This window comes from Autumnicola lenta, assembly GCF_031846515.1.
Taxonomy (GTDB): Bacteria; Bacteroidota; Bacteroidia; order Flavobacteriales; family Flavobacteriaceae; genus Autumnicola; species Autumnicola lenta.
Genome location: NZ_JAVRHO010000008.1, coordinates 38,123 through 53,039, shown reverse-complemented (window position 1 = coordinate 53,039; position 14,917 = coordinate 38,123). Strand labels below are relative to the sequence as shown.

Genomic DNA, 14,917 nt, shown 5'->3' with positions numbered 1-14,917 from the left:
AAAACGTGAAAAATTATTTTTTGATTCTATTTATAGGATTATCGACGCTGTATAAAGTAGGAGCCCAGGGACATGGCCCCATTTTTGGATTACAAACTCCCACCCTGGCAAAAGGCGGTGTGAATCTGAACGCTGCCGGGATGAGCATAGCGACCGAAGACGAGACCTCTTATATGCTTCGGTATACCTTGTTCTATGGCATTACAGAAGATTTACAGGTTACTCTTACCACTCCAACTATGATTGAGGGTTTAGAAAATGCTCCACGAACCCGAGGGAATAGTATTATGCCCGCCAATGGAGACATAGAGGCTTCCCTGTGGTATCGTTTTTTTTCAAATGCTTTCGGTGTAGGGAAAAGATTTGAGTCGACAGCGATTTTAGGTGTATCCGCCCCTACTGAGGATGTTCGTGGACAGGTGAATGTGGGGAACTCCATTCATGGGGCTATTTCCACTGGCTATGCCTCAAGGGTTTGGTACGCGTGGATAGGTGGCGGTTACCAATATTATTTAGAAAAGGACAACGAACAATTAGGCGATTTGCCCTATGTAAGTTTGGTGATAGGCTACCGTCCCGATATTTTTATGGGGGATTACCCTAAACCCGACTGGCGGATATTTATAGAATCACTGGCGGAATTTCCGGGAGATAGTAAAATTGATGGACAATTTTTTTCTACGGAGGAACGGAGTGAAAATGTATTGGTTGGTCCTTCCATTTTAGGACTTTTTGGTCCCTGGGGAATTTCATTCGGGGCATTGTTCCCGGTGGTTCAGGATCTAAAACCCAATATGCCTCGTGAAAGGTACAGGGTATCATTGAATATAAGTTATTGGTTATAACAGATATTAAAGAAGAATTTTAAATTAAAAGAGATGAAAAAGATAGTATTAATTATAGTATTAGCAGTATTTGGAACTTTAAGTTCCAATGCCCAAATCACCAAGGTAGATCAGGAAGTTTTTGGAATGGATTGCGCACCTTGTGCCTATGGCCTTGAACGCGGACTCAATGAAATGGAAGGCATAGAAAAGGTACGGGTAAGCCTAAATGATGGCAAAGCTTATTTAGATCTGACAACAAACAATAGCTTAAGCCTAAAACAAATTCAGGAAGAAGTGAAAGAGAACGGGTTTTCAGCCAAAAATGCCGAAGTAGTTTTGGAAGGACAACTCGTAAAAGAAGATAATACCTTAAAAATTAGAGTGAACAATGAGGAATATTATTTCACTTCAAATACAGAGCAGAGTCTTGTAAATTCCCTTCAGCCCGGAAAGGTGAAAGTGCGGGGAATTGTTCAGGATGAGGAAGATGGTCAAGTTACCAATAAATGGAAAATAAAGATTACGGAAGTACTTTAAATTTATTTATGATGTACGATAAAAAGCATCAATAGAGTCCTTACAAGGGTGAAGGATTCTCGTAGTTTTTGGTGTATAGAGTGTCGCCGAGATCCCGCTCAAAAAATTCTAGTGTAATGGAATCAAAAATGCTCCTTTTGGTTATCCAAATAGTACAACATTTTTCCATAATAGTACAACTCTAACTGCTATTTTATAGTTAATTTCGCTTTTTAAGCGAGAAAATCAGGAGATCATTTCTATTATGGGAATGTTTTCTCCATTGACGATGAAAAGTACAATACGTAATATTGTCTCTGTTTTAATGGCACTTATAGTGTTGTTGTCTACTTTGTCCTTTACTGTAGACAAACATTTCTGTGGGGGGCTTTTAATGGATCTGGCTGTCTTTTCTGAAGCTAAAAGTTGTGCAATGGGAATTCATGATCACTCCGAAAAGGGCAGTTCCATAGAGAAGGATCATTGTTGTAGTAACGAAAAAGTTCTGGTTGAAGGTCAGGACGAGTTGAAAAATTCATTTTTATCTCTGGATCTTGAACAGCAGGTGTTTTTAGGTGCTTTTGCGTATTCCTATGTCTCTCTATTCAAATACAGGCCTCGGCAGGTGCCAGCTTATACATTCTATTCTCCCCCTTTGCTGATCCATAGTATTTATCTTCGGGATCAGGTTTTTCTTATTTGATTTTAATCTTTTTTGTCAGTACCAGTTATTTATTGCTGGTAAGGTATATCTGTTATAGGAGTGAATAAAAATATTCATTCAGATTATACTTTATAGGTGAACTTAGTCGCTAGAACTGAATTCATCTTCAACTGGTATTAATTAGTTAAATTAAAAAGAAATGAAAAAACATCTTTTTGCGGTATTGCTGATAGTTGTAACTGTAAATCTTGCGTATGCCCAACAACCTCCATCATTAGAGGGGAATGTGGACAATTTACCTGTACGGGAGTACCATTTAACCATAGATGAAGAAAGGGTTCATATTGCAGGAGAGGAAAGCATGGGCATGACGGTTAACGGCAGCATTCCCGGTCCAACTTTAAAATTTACAGAGGGGGATTATGCTGTTATATATGTTAAAAATGAAATGGAGGAGGAAACTTCAATTCACTGGCACGGCCTCCTGCTACCCAATTTTTATGACGGAGTGCCTTATCTCACTACACCGCCCATAGAGCCAGGCGAGGTACAGAAGTATGAATTTCCCCTCATTCAGGCCGGTACTTACTGGTATCACTCCCACACCATGCTGCAGGAACAAAGTGGCGTATACGGTTCAATCGTCATAGAACCAAAAGAACCATCGGCCGCTTATGATTATGACCATGATGAGGTACTGGTGCTATCGGACTGGACTTTTGAGAAACCGAGGAATGTCCTGCGAAACCTCAAGCGCGGCAACGAATGGTACAGCATTAAAAAAGGAACTGCGACTCCTTTGAACCGTGTAATTGCCAGAGGCGCTTTGGGTGCCCAGTTGGATTTCTGGCGTCAGCGTATGGAAGGTGCAGATATTGCGGACATATATTATCCTGCCTTTTTGACTAACGGGGATACGGTACAACATTATTCCAAGTATGAAGCCGGGGATAAGGTAAGGCTTCGCATTATAAATGCAGCCGCATCTACACAATTTTGGCTCACCTTCGGGGGCAATCCGCCTCTTTTAGTTTCGGCCGATGGCCTAGATGTGGTCCCGGTGAACAAAGAAAAACTATTTATTTCCATCGCAGAAACCTACGACGTAATCATTACCATTCCAGAAAACAGACAGATTGAAATGCGGGCCGTGGCTCAGGATGGTTCAGGGGCGACACATGCCTATTTCGGAAATGGAGATATACTACCGGCAGAGGTACTACCAAGGCCCGATAAAATAGGTATGATGATGCAGATGGCAAAAATGGACATGCGCATGGGAGCTCCCGCCATGAAATTCAATCCAGGTAAAGTAGAGCCCTACGAGTTTATGAAAGAATGGGGAATGGACATGAAACATGGTGAAAAAATGGAAGGGGATATGGGTATGGACCACAATAAAGAAATGGAGGATATGGGCAGGCAAAGAATGCCCGAGATGAACCACGACGCACATGAACCGAGGACTGACAGCCTTCAGGCAGAGCGTTCCTCTTTAGAGAACCCCAAAACTTCAGAGAAAAGACAGCAGACGGGGAAATCTGATGTGTCAAAAATGGGAATGTTTGCAGATTACAATTATGATTTTCTACAGGCTCCTGTTCCTACTACCATTGATGAGACAAAATCCGAAAGAGAGATTTTGCTGAACCTTACCGGCAATATGTGGCGCTACATCTGGAGTATGAATGGAGTACCTCTGGCCGAAGCCGATATGATTAAAATTGAAAAAGGTGAAAAGGTGCGAATAGTATTCAACAACCTCACCATGATGCATCACCCCATGCACTTCCACGGTCACTTCTTCCGCGTTCTTAATAGACATGGAGCCTATTCTCCGCTCAAGCACACGGTGAATGTTGCACCTATGCAAAAGACCATCATTGAATTTGAGGCCAATGAGGATAGTGATTGGTTTTTACACTGCCATGTGCTGTATCACATGGTTGGGGGCATGGCCAGGGCAGTAACCTACCAGACTGAGCGCAACCCACTAATGAAAGAACACCCCAGAGAGATTCTCTTTCAGGAAGGAAATCATTTTTTTACCTGGGGCTTAGCAGATGTAGCCTCTCACATGACCGAAGTAAATGTAGTTTCCAGCAATATCAGGAACCAGTTCAACTTAAGTGCTGAATACGGCTGGAACGAAAATTTAGAAGCTGAGTTTTCTTATGAATATTATCTGAACGATTGGTTTCGGGTATTTGGTGGGGTGAACGTGGAAAATGAAATGGAAGGTAACCTTGATGAACTAAGCACTACTGCCGTTGCCGGGGTACGCTATTTTACGCCATATATGTTTAACCTGGATGTACGGTTGGATCATAAGCTAAGACCACAAATAAGTTTAAGCCGGGAAATTCTGTTATTTCCAAGATTAGTCATATTCGGGGAATATGAATTCCAGGCCGATTTTGGCTGGGTAAATGCGCTGCCCGAAAGCGCTGACTTTGAAAAAGAACAAGTTTACAATTTGGGTGCCGAATATTTCCTTTCCAGGAATTTTTCTTTAATGGGAAGTTATGACAACCGGTTTGGAGCGGGGGGCGGACTGAGCATAAGATTTTAGGGAAGTACCAATATCAATTAATATCAGTTTAAAACAATTCAAAAATGAAAAATCTAAAAGTTAACTTAGGAATTGCAATGTTAGTAATCGCGAGCTTAACAGCAGTATCCTGTAAAAACAACAATGAAGAAGGAAATGTTGACAATTCAGGAATGGACCATGAAAATATGAGCGAAGGTTCAGAAATGATGGAAGGTGGAACACAAACTTCCGAGGATATATCGGGCGGTGAAAATCAGGATTCGCAGACGGGAATTATTGTTAATGATTATCTGGAACTAAAAGACGCCCTGGTAGCCGATAATTCGGAAGGGGCTGCGAAAGCCGGTGAAAGCCTCGTAACAGCTTTTGAAAATTTTGATAGGAGCGGTTATGAAGCTGGAGAGCAGCAGGAAATGACCGAAATTATTGAAGATGCCAGAGAACATGCCGAACATATTGCCGTGAGCGATATGGCGCACCAAAGGGAGCATTTTGACATTTTGAGCATTGACCTCGTCGATATGCTGGCTATTACCGGTTCCCCCGAAACGCTTTATCAGCAGTTCTGCCCTATGTACAACAACAATAAAGGCGCGATTTGGCTAAGCACCAGTGAGGAAATAAGGAACCCTTACTTTGGACAAAATATGCTTAGCTGTGGAGAGGTCCAGAAGGAAATTTAACGAATGAAATTCCTAAAGATCATCGGTTTGGTTTTATTGGTTGCCTTTGTGGGGATACAGTTTATCCCCGCAAACCGCAATCAGAGTGATTATATTTCTAAATCAGATTTTACGGAGATCTACGAGGTGCCCGAAAACATCAATACCATCCTGCAAACCTCTTGTTATGACTGCCATAGCAATTATACCAATTATCCATGGTATAATAAGATCCAGCCGTTTACCTGGTATTTGAACGATCATATTGAGGAAGGTAAGGCAGAATTGAATTTTAGTGAATTCGGGGAGTATTCCTCGCGACGGAAAAGCAGCAAATTACGTTCTATAAGCAGCCAGGTGGAAGATGGGGAAATGCCTTTGAAATCATATACTCTAATGCATTGGGATGCGAAACTTTCTGATAAGGAGAAGGAAGAATTCACTGCCTGGATGGATTCTTTGGCCATGGAAGTAAGATGAAAGAAAATAATCCCCCGTCCCTGTGCCTGAAGACTGTTTGTTTAATTAGTTAATTGATATTTCAGGTGCAGGGTTTTTATAAAATGTTTTCAGCAACAAATAAAAATTATGATTATTGGTCAAAAGAAAAACAGCGCTAAAATTAGGAAAAGCCCAACTTTATAACGAACTCTTCATATGGATCCACTTTAATTACTTTAAAATGGGGGAAATTAAAATGAAAAACTTGTGTTGCAAAAATAAAGTCTTAATTGCTTTGCTGATTTCAGTAATATCCCTGGCTTGTGGCACTTCCGAAAAGAAATCAGCAGGTGAGAAAATTATAGAAAAAAGTATAGAGGCCTCCGGTGGAGAAAACTATGTAAATGCTGAAATCGATTTCACTTTTAGAAATAGGAGGTATAAGAGCAAACGTAATGGGGACATCTTCCGGTTGGAGCGTATTGTAAAGGATTCCACAGGTAACACCACACATGATGTTCTGGACAATGAGGGTCTGAAACGTTTAGTAAACAGTAAAGCTGTCACTGTTCCAGATTCAATGGTTACCAGGATAAGTGATGGAGTCAATTCTGTTCATTATTTTGTCCAGGTGCCTTATGTGCTCAATTCACCTGCGGCCAATAAAGAACTGTTGGGGGAAGATGAGGTGGAAGGGGATGCCTATTACGAAGTTAAAGTCACCTTTCGTGAGGAAGGTGGAGGGACCGATTTTGAGGATGAGTTCTTGTATTGGATACATAAAGAAAATTTCACGGTAGATTATTTAGCTTATAGGTTTTATACCAATGACGGGGGAATAAGGTTCAGGAAAGCTGTGAATCCCAGGGTGGTAGGAGGAATCAGGTTTGTAGATTACCAAAACTATAAAACCGACGAGCTTTCCACCCCGTTACGTGATTTGGACTCCCTATATGAAGCAGGAAAACTGGAATTTTTCTCTGATATCCAAACTGAAAATATTAGCGTAAGCATTAATAAAAACAATTAATTAAACACACAATTTTCCATGAAAACCACAAAATACATTTTTTACGTGCTACTCGTATTATTTTCCACAATTGGAATGCAGGCGCAACATGAAAACCACCAGGCCGAAAAGGTGGCAACACAAGACAAAGAGGTGCTAAGTCCGCATACTGGTGCCATGGCCATAATTGATGGGGCTCATATTCATATAGATTATTCTTCACCACGCGTGCGTGACAGGATAATTTTTGGCGGACTGGTGGGCTACAACACAGTTTGGCAAGCCGGGGCACACAAAGCCACCTGGATAGAAACCAATATAAATTTGGTAATTGGTGATGAAACATTGCCCGCCGGAAAGTATGGTTTTTTTGTAATCCCCGGAAAAGAAAAGTGGCAGGTCATGTTCAATTCCCGATGGGACCAGCACGGGAAGGATGAATTTAATGAAGTTGAGAATGTAGTTGTATTGGAGGTAAATGCTGAGACCCTAGAGAACGTCCAGGAGGAGCTGATTTATGAGGTTGAAAAGAAGGACAGTGACGAAGGAGTTATTTCTCTCACTTGGGAAAGAAAGAAAATTAATATTCCTTTTCAAGTCAGTGCAGATTGACGGTGGATAAATGACTAAGCATACAACCTAAAGAACTAATAAACCAGCAACAATGACAAAGGAAGTTTTAATTGACAGGAATTCGAACAATATTGAAAATCATAAAGTTATTCAGATTAAAAATGTGGTTTGCCAGCGATGCAAAAGGAGCGTAAGAGAAATATTGACTGCATTAAAAATTCCTTTTAAGAAAGTGTCTTTGGGAGAGGCAGAGTTGGAAAGAGATCTCTCTGATCTTGAGTTTCCGTTGCTCCAGGAGGAGTTGCGTAAAGTGGGATTTGAGCTTATTTTTGAAAAGAATGAGCGACTGGTGAACCAGATAAAATCAATAATAATTGCGCGGGTTTACAAGGAGGAAGATTTTGGAGAACAGAAGATTTCAGATCTATTGACCAATCGTTTACACTACGATTATAGCCACCTTACTCATATCTTTACCAAAATTGAGGGAAAAAATATTCAGAAGTTTCATAGTGAAATAAAAATAGAAAGAATAAAGGAGTTATTGGAGTATAACGAGCTTACTATTTTAGAGATTGCTCATGAAATGGGATATAGCAGTGCTACTTACTTATCAACTCAGTTTAAAAAAGCTACCGGTGTAACCCCATCGGATTATAAAAATAAAGAGGAAAAACGTAAAATAGATCTGAATAGGCTCTGAGAGACTACCAAATCATCTGAGTAGATTCATAAATTTCGAGCTATCGTTTCTCTTATGGTGATTTTTATGGCCCTCTTCCTGGCTAGCACTGCGAAGGAGTTAATTTTACCCAGTCCTTACTTAGAAAGAATCTTTGACAAGCACTAGAGAACCCTCTACATTGTTAAGCTGAAAATACTTTTAAACCGCAGCTTCTTGTAATTAGCACACTAATGATCTTGTACTAAAAGATTCATAAAATCATAATACCTAATGATTTTACCATAAACTTCAAAAAAAATGCGCTTGAGATATTGTAAATTGAGAAAAAGTTAAAGAAAAAATACCAAGAATTAAGAATAAGCAAAACGTTTTACGATTGTGCAGCGTATGAAATTTATGCTGAGGCCTGTTTGAAAGAGGAAAACATTAAGAAGAGGGTGCGGTATATCCGGCTGGACAAGCTTTGTACTGTGTAGAAGTCCGCGACTCCATTCTTGCTTTACAAGAACCTTGAGGAAATATTCCTTTTTTTTACAAAAAACATAAAAACCCAATTTGCTGGGTTTTTCTAATTAGCATTTATGGAGGAATATAAAACAGTCTGATCTTTTCGAAATGCTGTGGTCATATGCACCGTTTATTTTAGGACACAAAGGTAAGAGAATATAAGTAGCAAATAATATGTCATGAAACAGAGGTATACAATTTCAGGTATGACCTGCAACGGTTGTCGCAGTAAAGTGGAGAAAGCTTTGCAGGGAGTTGAAGGGGTCTCTAATGTTGAAGTAAGCCTTCAGGATAAACAGGCAGTTATTGAGATGAAGCAGCATGTGCCCCTGGCAAAGCTACAACAGGCACTGGAAGAAACGAAAGGAAGCTATTCTATTGCTCTACCTAGTGAGGAGGAAGAGGATTCACACTCAACTATGACACACACCTATGCGGTTCACGGGATGACCTGCAATGGTTGCCGTAGCCATGTTGAAAAAACCTTAAATGAAGTAGAGGGAGTCACAAAGGCCTCTGTTAATCTTGAAAAAGCGGAAGCTACTATAGAGATGGAACGCCATATTGAAATTATTCAATTTCAGGAGGCTTTAAAAGATTCAAATTACAGAATTTCTCAACCTTCAGAAGGACGTAGCAGTGAAAAAAAGATGAAGCACACTTATGCCGTTCATGGAATGACCTGCAGCGGTTGCAGAAGTCATGTGGAAAAAGCTTTGAGCGAAGTAGAAGGGGTCACCAATACATCGGTAAACCTGGAAAAGGAAGAGGCGGTGATAGAGATGGATAAACATATTCCACTTAAAACATTTCAGAAAAAACTGGAGGATGATGGAGGAACTTATTCTATCACTATGCCGGGAGAGAAAGCTAAAAAGCCTTCTAAAAAAAGTACAGAAAAAGTTGCGGGAGGATCTGGCTCCTTTTATTGCCCTATGCACTGTGAGGGGGAAAAAACGTATGATAAACCCGGAGATTGCCCGGTGTGTGGGATGGATCTCGTTGAAGCACCGTCCTCGCAAAAGATGCCTCAGCGATTTACCTGCCCCATGCATCCTGAAATAGTAGAGGATGAAATGGGTTCCTGCCCAATCTGCGGAATGGATCTTGTTCCTATGGAAGGAGGTGTGGATGAAGATGACAAGACCTATAAGAAACTGCTGCAGAAGTTCTGGGTTGCTACTGCCTTCACCATTCCTATTCTAATAATAGCGATGTCTGAAGAAATATTTTCAGATAATCCACTGATGGAGGTAATGGATTGGGAGTATTGGAACTGGGTTCAGTTTGGATTATCTATTCCTGTTGTTTTCTATGCCACATGGATGTTTTTTGAACGTGCCTATAGATCTATAAAGACGTGGAACCTAAACATGTTTACGCTAATAGGGATAGGTGCAGGGGTGGCCTGGCTTTTCAGCGTGGCAGCTATGTTGTTTCCAGATGTTCTTCCTGCTCAATTTAAAACAGAACAGGGTACTGTTTTTGTCTATTATGAAGTGGCGACAATCATCCTCACACTCGTGCTCCTTGGGCAGTTGCTTGAAGCACGAGCTCATGGAAAGACAAATTCAGCCATTAAGGAACTTTTAAAGCTCGCACCAAACAAAGCTACCCGTATAGTCGATGGAAAAGAGCAGGTGGTGATGATAGACGACATCAATAGGGGAGACCTGCTTCGGGTAAAACCGGGAGAGAAAATTCCTGTAGATGGAAGTATAAAGGAAGGGGAAAGCAACATTGACGAATCCATGATAACAGGGGAACCTATTCCGGTGGATAAGGAGGTAGGCGATAAAGTAAGCTCGGGGACTATAAATGGAAACAAAACCTTCATAATGGTGGCTGAAAAAGTAGGATCAGAAACCCTTCTCTCACAAATTATTGAAATGGTAAATGCTGCGAGTAGGTCCCGGGCACCAATTCAAAAACTTGCTGACAGGATCTCAGGTTATTTTGTTCCGGTTGTAGTTGCAGTGTCTGTTTTAACCTTTATTATCTGGGCAATTTTTGGTCCTGAACCTTCATACGTTTTTGCGCTGGTTAATGCCATTGCAGTATTGATCATTGCCTGTCCCTGTGCTTTGGGATTGGCTACGCCAATGTCTATCATGGTAGGGGTGGGAAAAGGTGCGCAATCGGGAGTTCTTATAAAAAATGCCGAATCACTCGAAAGGTTTAATAAGGTTGATGTGGTAATAATAGACAAAACAGGAACTGTCACTGAAGGAAAACCTTCAGTAGAAAAGGTAGTTCCTGCATCATCAAAATTTTATGAAAAAGAGATCCTTCAGAAGATAGCTTCGGTTAATAGCAGTAGTGAACATCCTTTGGCAGAAGCAACTGTACGTTACGCTGAAGAAAAGGAAATAGAAATAAAATCAGTCTCTAATTTTAATGCGATCACAGGAAAAGGGGTTACCGCTGAACTAAACGGGAAGAAAATAGCTTTAGGAAATGACAGGTTAATGGAGCAGGAAAACGCTCAAATTTCTGATGAACTTCGTGAACAGGTAAGAACAGAACAGCAATTAGGGAAAACCGTTTCCTATTTAGCTGAAGGAAACCGGGTTATTGGCTTTGTGGTTATATCAGATAAAATTAAGGCTTCGAGTAAAGAAGCCATCCAAGAACTCCATGATCTGGGAATAGAGGTATTCATGCTAACCGGGGACAATGAAGATACTGCCAAAGCTGTCAGTGAAACTTTAAACCTGGACGGCTTTAAAGCACAAATGCTGCCGGAGGATAAATTAAAAGAAGTTGAACGTTTACAGATGAAAGGTAAGAAAGTAGCCATGGCAGGCGACGGAATAAATGATGCGCCTGCTTTAGCTCAGGCCGATATTGGAATAGCAATGGGTACCGGGACAGATGTTGCTATTGAAAGTGCAGGAATTACTCTTGTGAAAGGGGATTTAAAAGGCATTGCCAAGGCTAAAATTTTGAGCCAAAAGGTTATGAAGAATATTAAACAGAACCTTTTTTTCGCGCTGATATACAATACCCTCGGTATTCCAATTGCAGCAGGACTGCTGTACCCATTTTTCGGAATACTGCTTTCACCTATGATTGCTGCTTTGGCTATGAGCCTGAGTTCTGTTTCAGTGATTGCAAATGCTTTGCGCCTTAGAGCAGCAAAGGTTTAGCATCTAGTGAAAATACACGGTTTCTTAAAGATACATTATAGGCTGAATGACCACTATCCTGGAATAGTTAATGTATTTTCCATAATAATAGAACGGGGCGAGATTAATAATAACTAATTTGTTAAAAATTGACTGCAAATTACACTATGGGATCCAAAAAAGAGAGAGTGGCGAATAAACGGCTATGGTATCTTATTTTCGCTTCAATAGTAATTGTAGAGTTGGGGTGGTGGATAGCAGAAGAAGTTTTCTGCGAGCCCATAATGCAGGTTGATTCTAAAGGAGAGAAAGAAGTCGCACCTAATGATTCGTTTTTTTGTAGGATTTCAGGATAAATTTTAGCATACATCTATATTGGCTTCTTCAAAAATTACAATCTTAGGTTTAAATAAACATTTATTTAAATAATAAAATGTCAGAAACATTACTAATCCTTGGATTCATTATACTATTAATAGCTATACATGATTTTTTTTACACTACTCTTTCCGCCAGCGGAGCGGGTTTTGTTTCTAAAAATGTAGCAATTTTGTCCGATAGGATACTTCAGTTTTTCGTAAGGACTTTTGGGAGAAAAGTCTATAATTATCACGGGCTATTCATAAATCTTATGATCCTCGTTGTATGGCTTTTTCTGATTTGGCTTGGACTTTTCCTGGTTTATTCCTCAAACCCCGAGGCTATTACCAACAGTAGCGGCAGAGTAGCAAATTACTGGGAACGGCTCTATTTTACCGGTTATACACTTTCTACCCTGGGGATGGGAAATTTTAAGCCTACATCGCCTTTTTTTGAACTGGTCACAAGTTGCTTTTCTTTCTTCGGTTTTATTTTTTTCACCAGCTCGATGACTTATTTTCTTTCCGTTTCATCTGCTGTGGTAAAGAAAAGAACCCTGGCAAAAAGTATCTATAATTTGGGTCATAATCCACAGGCCATAGTAAAGAAAATACTTGCCTTGGATTCTTCCTATAGTTTCCAACAGATTCTTGAACTTCAGGAGAAGGTAGACGGGCATTCCGTAAGTCATCAGGCTTATCCGGTTGTTCATTTTTACAGCCGGTCCGAAGTGAAAGATTCGTTCAGTATTAATATCGCAAGATTAGATGAGGCTTTAACGTTTCTTCTTAAATCTAAAAAGGGAGAAAATCTTCGGGAGGAACTGGAAATTTTGCGTTCTTCTCTGTCAAATTTCCTTCAAAATCTGGATAAAAATTTCTCGCGCAGCTTGCCTAAAGCTGAAGCTTCCCGAAGCAGTGAAGATTTACCACACAGTTTGACTGAAAGAAACTCACAAGAGTTGATCGAGCGTAGGCGTATCCTGGAGGGCTTGCTTAAAAGTGAGGGTCTTAGCTGGCGTCAGGTCGTGGAACAGGATCAGAAAAACTAAAACAAGTATCCAATAATTCGCTATTAAATTTATAAAAAAATAAAACTCATGACGGAATCAATTTGGAAAGCGAAGGCCTCTAATGCTAAGGCCATTTCTTTAAGTGAAGATATAGAGGTCGAAGTTGCCATTGTAGGGGGTGGCATTACCGGAATTACTACTGCTTACCTTCTGGCTGAGGAAGGTATTCAAGTCGCCGTTTTGGAAAGCATGGACGTGGGTGGAGGCACAACCGCTGGTTCTACCGGTAATCTTTATACTATGGTGGACAACCGGCTACATCATATCCAGTCAAAGTTCAACGACAAGACAGCCAGGAAAGTGGCTGAATCTCGTACAACCGCGATCAATCTCATTGAAGATCTGATTAAAAAATATGCGATAGATTGTAGTTTTAAAAGACAGCCATGGGTGTTATACAGTGAAACAGGCGAAGAAGAAACAATTAAAACCACAAAAGATACACTGGAAAAATTTGGTCTGGAAGTGCAGGATATAACATCAACTTCGTTGCCCTTCAATATAAAATCGGGTATTAGGGTTGAAAACCAGGCCCAATTCAATCCTGCTGCATTTGTTGCCGGTCTTGCCCAAAAGGTAGACCAAAATTACTGTAGTATATATGAAAATTCGCCGGTTCATCATATAGAGAAAGGTTCTCTACACGTCTTGCATACCCCTACAGCAAAAGTGAGGGCAAAAAAAGTAGTGCTGGCAACCCATAGTCCTAAAGGCATTTATGGACTTCAAATGGCTATTTTTCCTCACCGCGAATATGCTCTGGCGGCTCGCTTACGATCCGGGGATTATCCAGAAGGTATTTTCTGGAGTGCCGAATCAAAAACACATCCCTCCCTGCGTACTTATGAAACTGAAGAAGGAAAGTTTTTAATTACTGTTGGCTATCACCATAAAGTAGGACAGGCCGATGAAAACAAGGATTATTTTGGAGATCTTGAAAAGAATTTGAAAAGACATTATGATGTTGACACAGTAGCTTATAAATGGTCTGCCCAGCACTACAAATCTTCAGACGGGCTTCCTTACATTGGTGAAAGTACAGATGACAATATTTTCGTTGCTACAGGTTTTTCAACAGATGGTCTCACGTATGGAGTGGTTTCGGCATTGATTTTCCGTGACCTGTTTACCGGAAAAGAAAACAATTGGGCAGAAATTTACAAGGCAAAAAGATTTACACCTTTAAAATCAGCTAAATCTTTTATAAAAGAAAATCTTAATGTCCTTGGGGAATATCTTAAAGATTATCCGGGGAATGCCGATGCAGAAATGTTTTCTGAAGTAAAAGCAGGAGAAGGCAAAATTGTCGAAATCAAAAATGAAAAATGGGCAGTTCACCGTAGTGATGATGGCACGTTATGTGCCGCATCGGCAGTTTGTACGCACATGGAATGCATTGTTAACTGGAATAATGAAGAGAAGACATGGGACTGTCCCTGCCATGGCAGCAGATTTAAACCCACGGGAGAAGTTATTGAAGGCCCCGCGTTTTCGCCACTTGATAAAAGAAGTATTAATCCTGAGAAATAAATAAACAATATGGTAGTTGCAGCAGTAATTTCATTCACCCTGGCAGTTCTTCTCGGGGCCTATCTTTTAATCTATGTGCTACAGAAAAAACATCCGCCTAAAGCTATTGTATTTGCCCATGGTACATTCGCTGTTCTGGGTATACTCATTTTGCTTATTTATGCACTTACCACGAAATCGCACCACAAGCACTGGGACAGTTTTACGATTTTTTCCATAGCAGCTGTAGTTGGCCTTTATCTTTTTTTCCGTGATATTAGGCATAAAAATGTACCTAAATGGGTGGCTGTTGTACATGCAGGCATTGCCCTCTTTGGATTTGTTTGGATCTTAATTCATGTTTTGGGGTTCTAATACGTTATTCCGTTAACTATAATCGAATCCTCTGT

At 40.4% G+C, this 14,917-nt stretch carries 14 protein-coding genes; all 14 read left to right on the top strand.

Annotation, left to right across the window (positions count from 1 at the left end; translation table 11 throughout):
- Positions 1-5 precede the first annotated feature (5 nt).
- Entirely contained in the window at positions 6-845 is an 840-nt protein-coding gene (locus tag RM545_RS07195; RefSeq protein ID WP_311494639.1) for a hypothetical protein, read from the top strand.
- A gap of 33 nt (positions 846-878) precedes the next feature.
- A complete protein-coding gene (locus tag RM545_RS07190) occupies positions 879-1,364 on the top strand; it encodes a heavy-metal-associated domain-containing protein (protein WP_311494638.1) in 486 nt (161 codons plus the stop codon).
- A 268-nt stretch (positions 1,365-1,632) separates the two neighbouring features.
- Complete coding sequence (locus RM545_RS07185; RefSeq protein ID WP_311494637.1) at positions 1,633-2,046, top strand: HYC_CC_PP family protein; 414 nt, start codon at positions 1,633-1,635, stop codon at positions 2,044-2,046.
- A gap of 160 nt (positions 2,047-2,206) precedes the next feature.
- Positions 2,207-4,579: a multicopper oxidase domain-containing protein gene (locus tag RM545_RS07180; RefSeq protein ID WP_311494636.1), complete on the top strand. Its 2,373-nt coding sequence runs from the start codon at positions 2,207-2,209 to the stop codon at positions 4,577-4,579.
- A 44-nt stretch (positions 4,580-4,623) separates the two neighbouring features.
- Positions 4,624-5,244, top strand: coding sequence for a DUF3347 domain-containing protein (locus RM545_RS07175; protein WP_311494635.1), 621 nt, complete (start codon positions 4,624-4,626; stop codon positions 5,242-5,244).
- 3 nt (positions 5,245-5,247) lie between these two features.
- A complete protein-coding gene (locus RM545_RS07170; protein ID WP_311494634.1) occupies positions 5,248-5,703 on the top strand; it encodes a heme-binding domain-containing protein in 456 nt (151 codons plus the stop codon).
- A gap of 217 nt (positions 5,704-5,920) precedes the next feature.
- The gene (locus tag RM545_RS07165; protein WP_311494633.1) at positions 5,921-6,694 is read left to right on the top strand and encodes a DUF6503 family protein; all 774 of its coding nucleotides are present in this window, start codon (positions 5,921-5,923) and stop codon (positions 6,692-6,694) included.
- Positions 6,695-6,712: 18 nt separating this feature from the next.
- Positions 6,713-7,285 (top strand): DUF2911 domain-containing protein, encoded by a 573-nt coding sequence (locus RM545_RS07160; RefSeq protein WP_311494632.1) that lies wholly within the window; start codon positions 6,713-6,715, stop codon positions 7,283-7,285.
- Between the two features lie 52 nt (positions 7,286-7,337).
- The gene (locus tag RM545_RS07155; protein ID WP_311494631.1) at positions 7,338-7,949 is read left to right on the top strand and encodes a helix-turn-helix domain-containing protein; all 612 of its coding nucleotides are present in this window, start codon (positions 7,338-7,340) and stop codon (positions 7,947-7,949) included.
- Positions 7,950-8,617: 668 nt separating this feature from the next.
- The gene (locus RM545_RS07150) at positions 8,618-11,587 is read left to right on the top strand and encodes a heavy metal translocating P-type ATPase (RefSeq protein ID WP_311494630.1); all 2,970 of its coding nucleotides are present in this window, start codon (positions 8,618-8,620) and stop codon (positions 11,585-11,587) included.
- A 146-nt stretch (positions 11,588-11,733) separates the two neighbouring features.
- The gene (locus RM545_RS07145) at positions 11,734-11,922 is read left to right on the top strand and encodes a hypothetical protein (RefSeq protein WP_311494629.1); all 189 of its coding nucleotides are present in this window, start codon (positions 11,734-11,736) and stop codon (positions 11,920-11,922) included.
- 77 nt (positions 11,923-11,999) lie between these two features.
- Entirely contained in the window at positions 12,000-12,977 is a 978-nt protein-coding gene (locus tag RM545_RS07140) for an ion channel (protein ID WP_311494628.1), read from the top strand.
- A gap of 48 nt (positions 12,978-13,025) precedes the next feature.
- A complete protein-coding gene (locus tag RM545_RS07135) occupies positions 13,026-14,528 on the top strand; it encodes an FAD-dependent oxidoreductase (protein ID WP_311494627.1) in 1,503 nt (500 codons plus the stop codon).
- Positions 14,529-14,537: 9 nt separating this feature from the next.
- A complete protein-coding gene (locus RM545_RS07130) occupies positions 14,538-14,882 on the top strand; it encodes a hypothetical protein (protein ID WP_311494626.1) in 345 nt (114 codons plus the stop codon).
- Positions 14,883-14,917 lie beyond the last annotated feature (35 nt).

What these genes read in the sequence shown, in the direction of transcription:
- RM545_RS07190 (WP_311494638.1), top strand. Translation starts at nt 879, where the DNA reads ATGAAAAAGATAGTATTAATTATAGTATTAGCAGTATTTGGAACTTTA.
- RM545_RS07185 (WP_311494637.1), top strand. Translation starts at nt 1,633, where the DNA reads ATGAAAAGTACAATACGTAATATTGTCTCTGTTTTAATGGCACTTATA.
- RM545_RS07180 (WP_311494636.1), top strand. Translation starts at nt 2,207, where the DNA reads ATGAAAAAACATCTTTTTGCGGTATTGCTGATAGTTGTAACTGTAAAT.
- RM545_RS07175 (WP_311494635.1), top strand. Translation starts at nt 4,624, where the DNA reads ATGAAAAATCTAAAAGTTAACTTAGGAATTGCAATGTTAGTAATCGCG.
- RM545_RS07170 (WP_311494634.1), top strand. Translation starts at nt 5,248, where the DNA reads ATGAAATTCCTAAAGATCATCGGTTTGGTTTTATTGGTTGCCTTTGTG.
- RM545_RS07165 (WP_311494633.1), top strand. Translation starts at nt 5,921, where the DNA reads ATGAAAAACTTGTGTTGCAAAAATAAAGTCTTAATTGCTTTGCTGATT.
- RM545_RS07160 (WP_311494632.1), top strand. Translation starts at nt 6,713, where the DNA reads ATGAAAACCACAAAATACATTTTTTACGTGCTACTCGTATTATTTTCC.
- RM545_RS07155 (WP_311494631.1), top strand. Translation starts at nt 7,338, where the DNA reads ATGACAAAGGAAGTTTTAATTGACAGGAATTCGAACAATATTGAAAAT.
- RM545_RS07150 (WP_311494630.1), top strand. Translation starts at nt 8,618, where the DNA reads ATGAAACAGAGGTATACAATTTCAGGTATGACCTGCAACGGTTGTCGC.
- RM545_RS07145 (WP_311494629.1), top strand. Translation starts at nt 11,734, where the DNA reads ATGGGATCCAAAAAAGAGAGAGTGGCGAATAAACGGCTATGGTATCTT.
- RM545_RS07140 (WP_311494628.1), top strand. Translation starts at nt 12,000, where the DNA reads ATGTCAGAAACATTACTAATCCTTGGATTCATTATACTATTAATAGCT.
- RM545_RS07135 (WP_311494627.1), top strand. Translation starts at nt 13,026, where the DNA reads ATGACGGAATCAATTTGGAAAGCGAAGGCCTCTAATGCTAAGGCCATT.
- RM545_RS07130 (WP_311494626.1), top strand. Translation starts at nt 14,538, where the DNA reads ATGGTAGTTGCAGCAGTAATTTCATTCACCCTGGCAGTTCTTCTCGGG.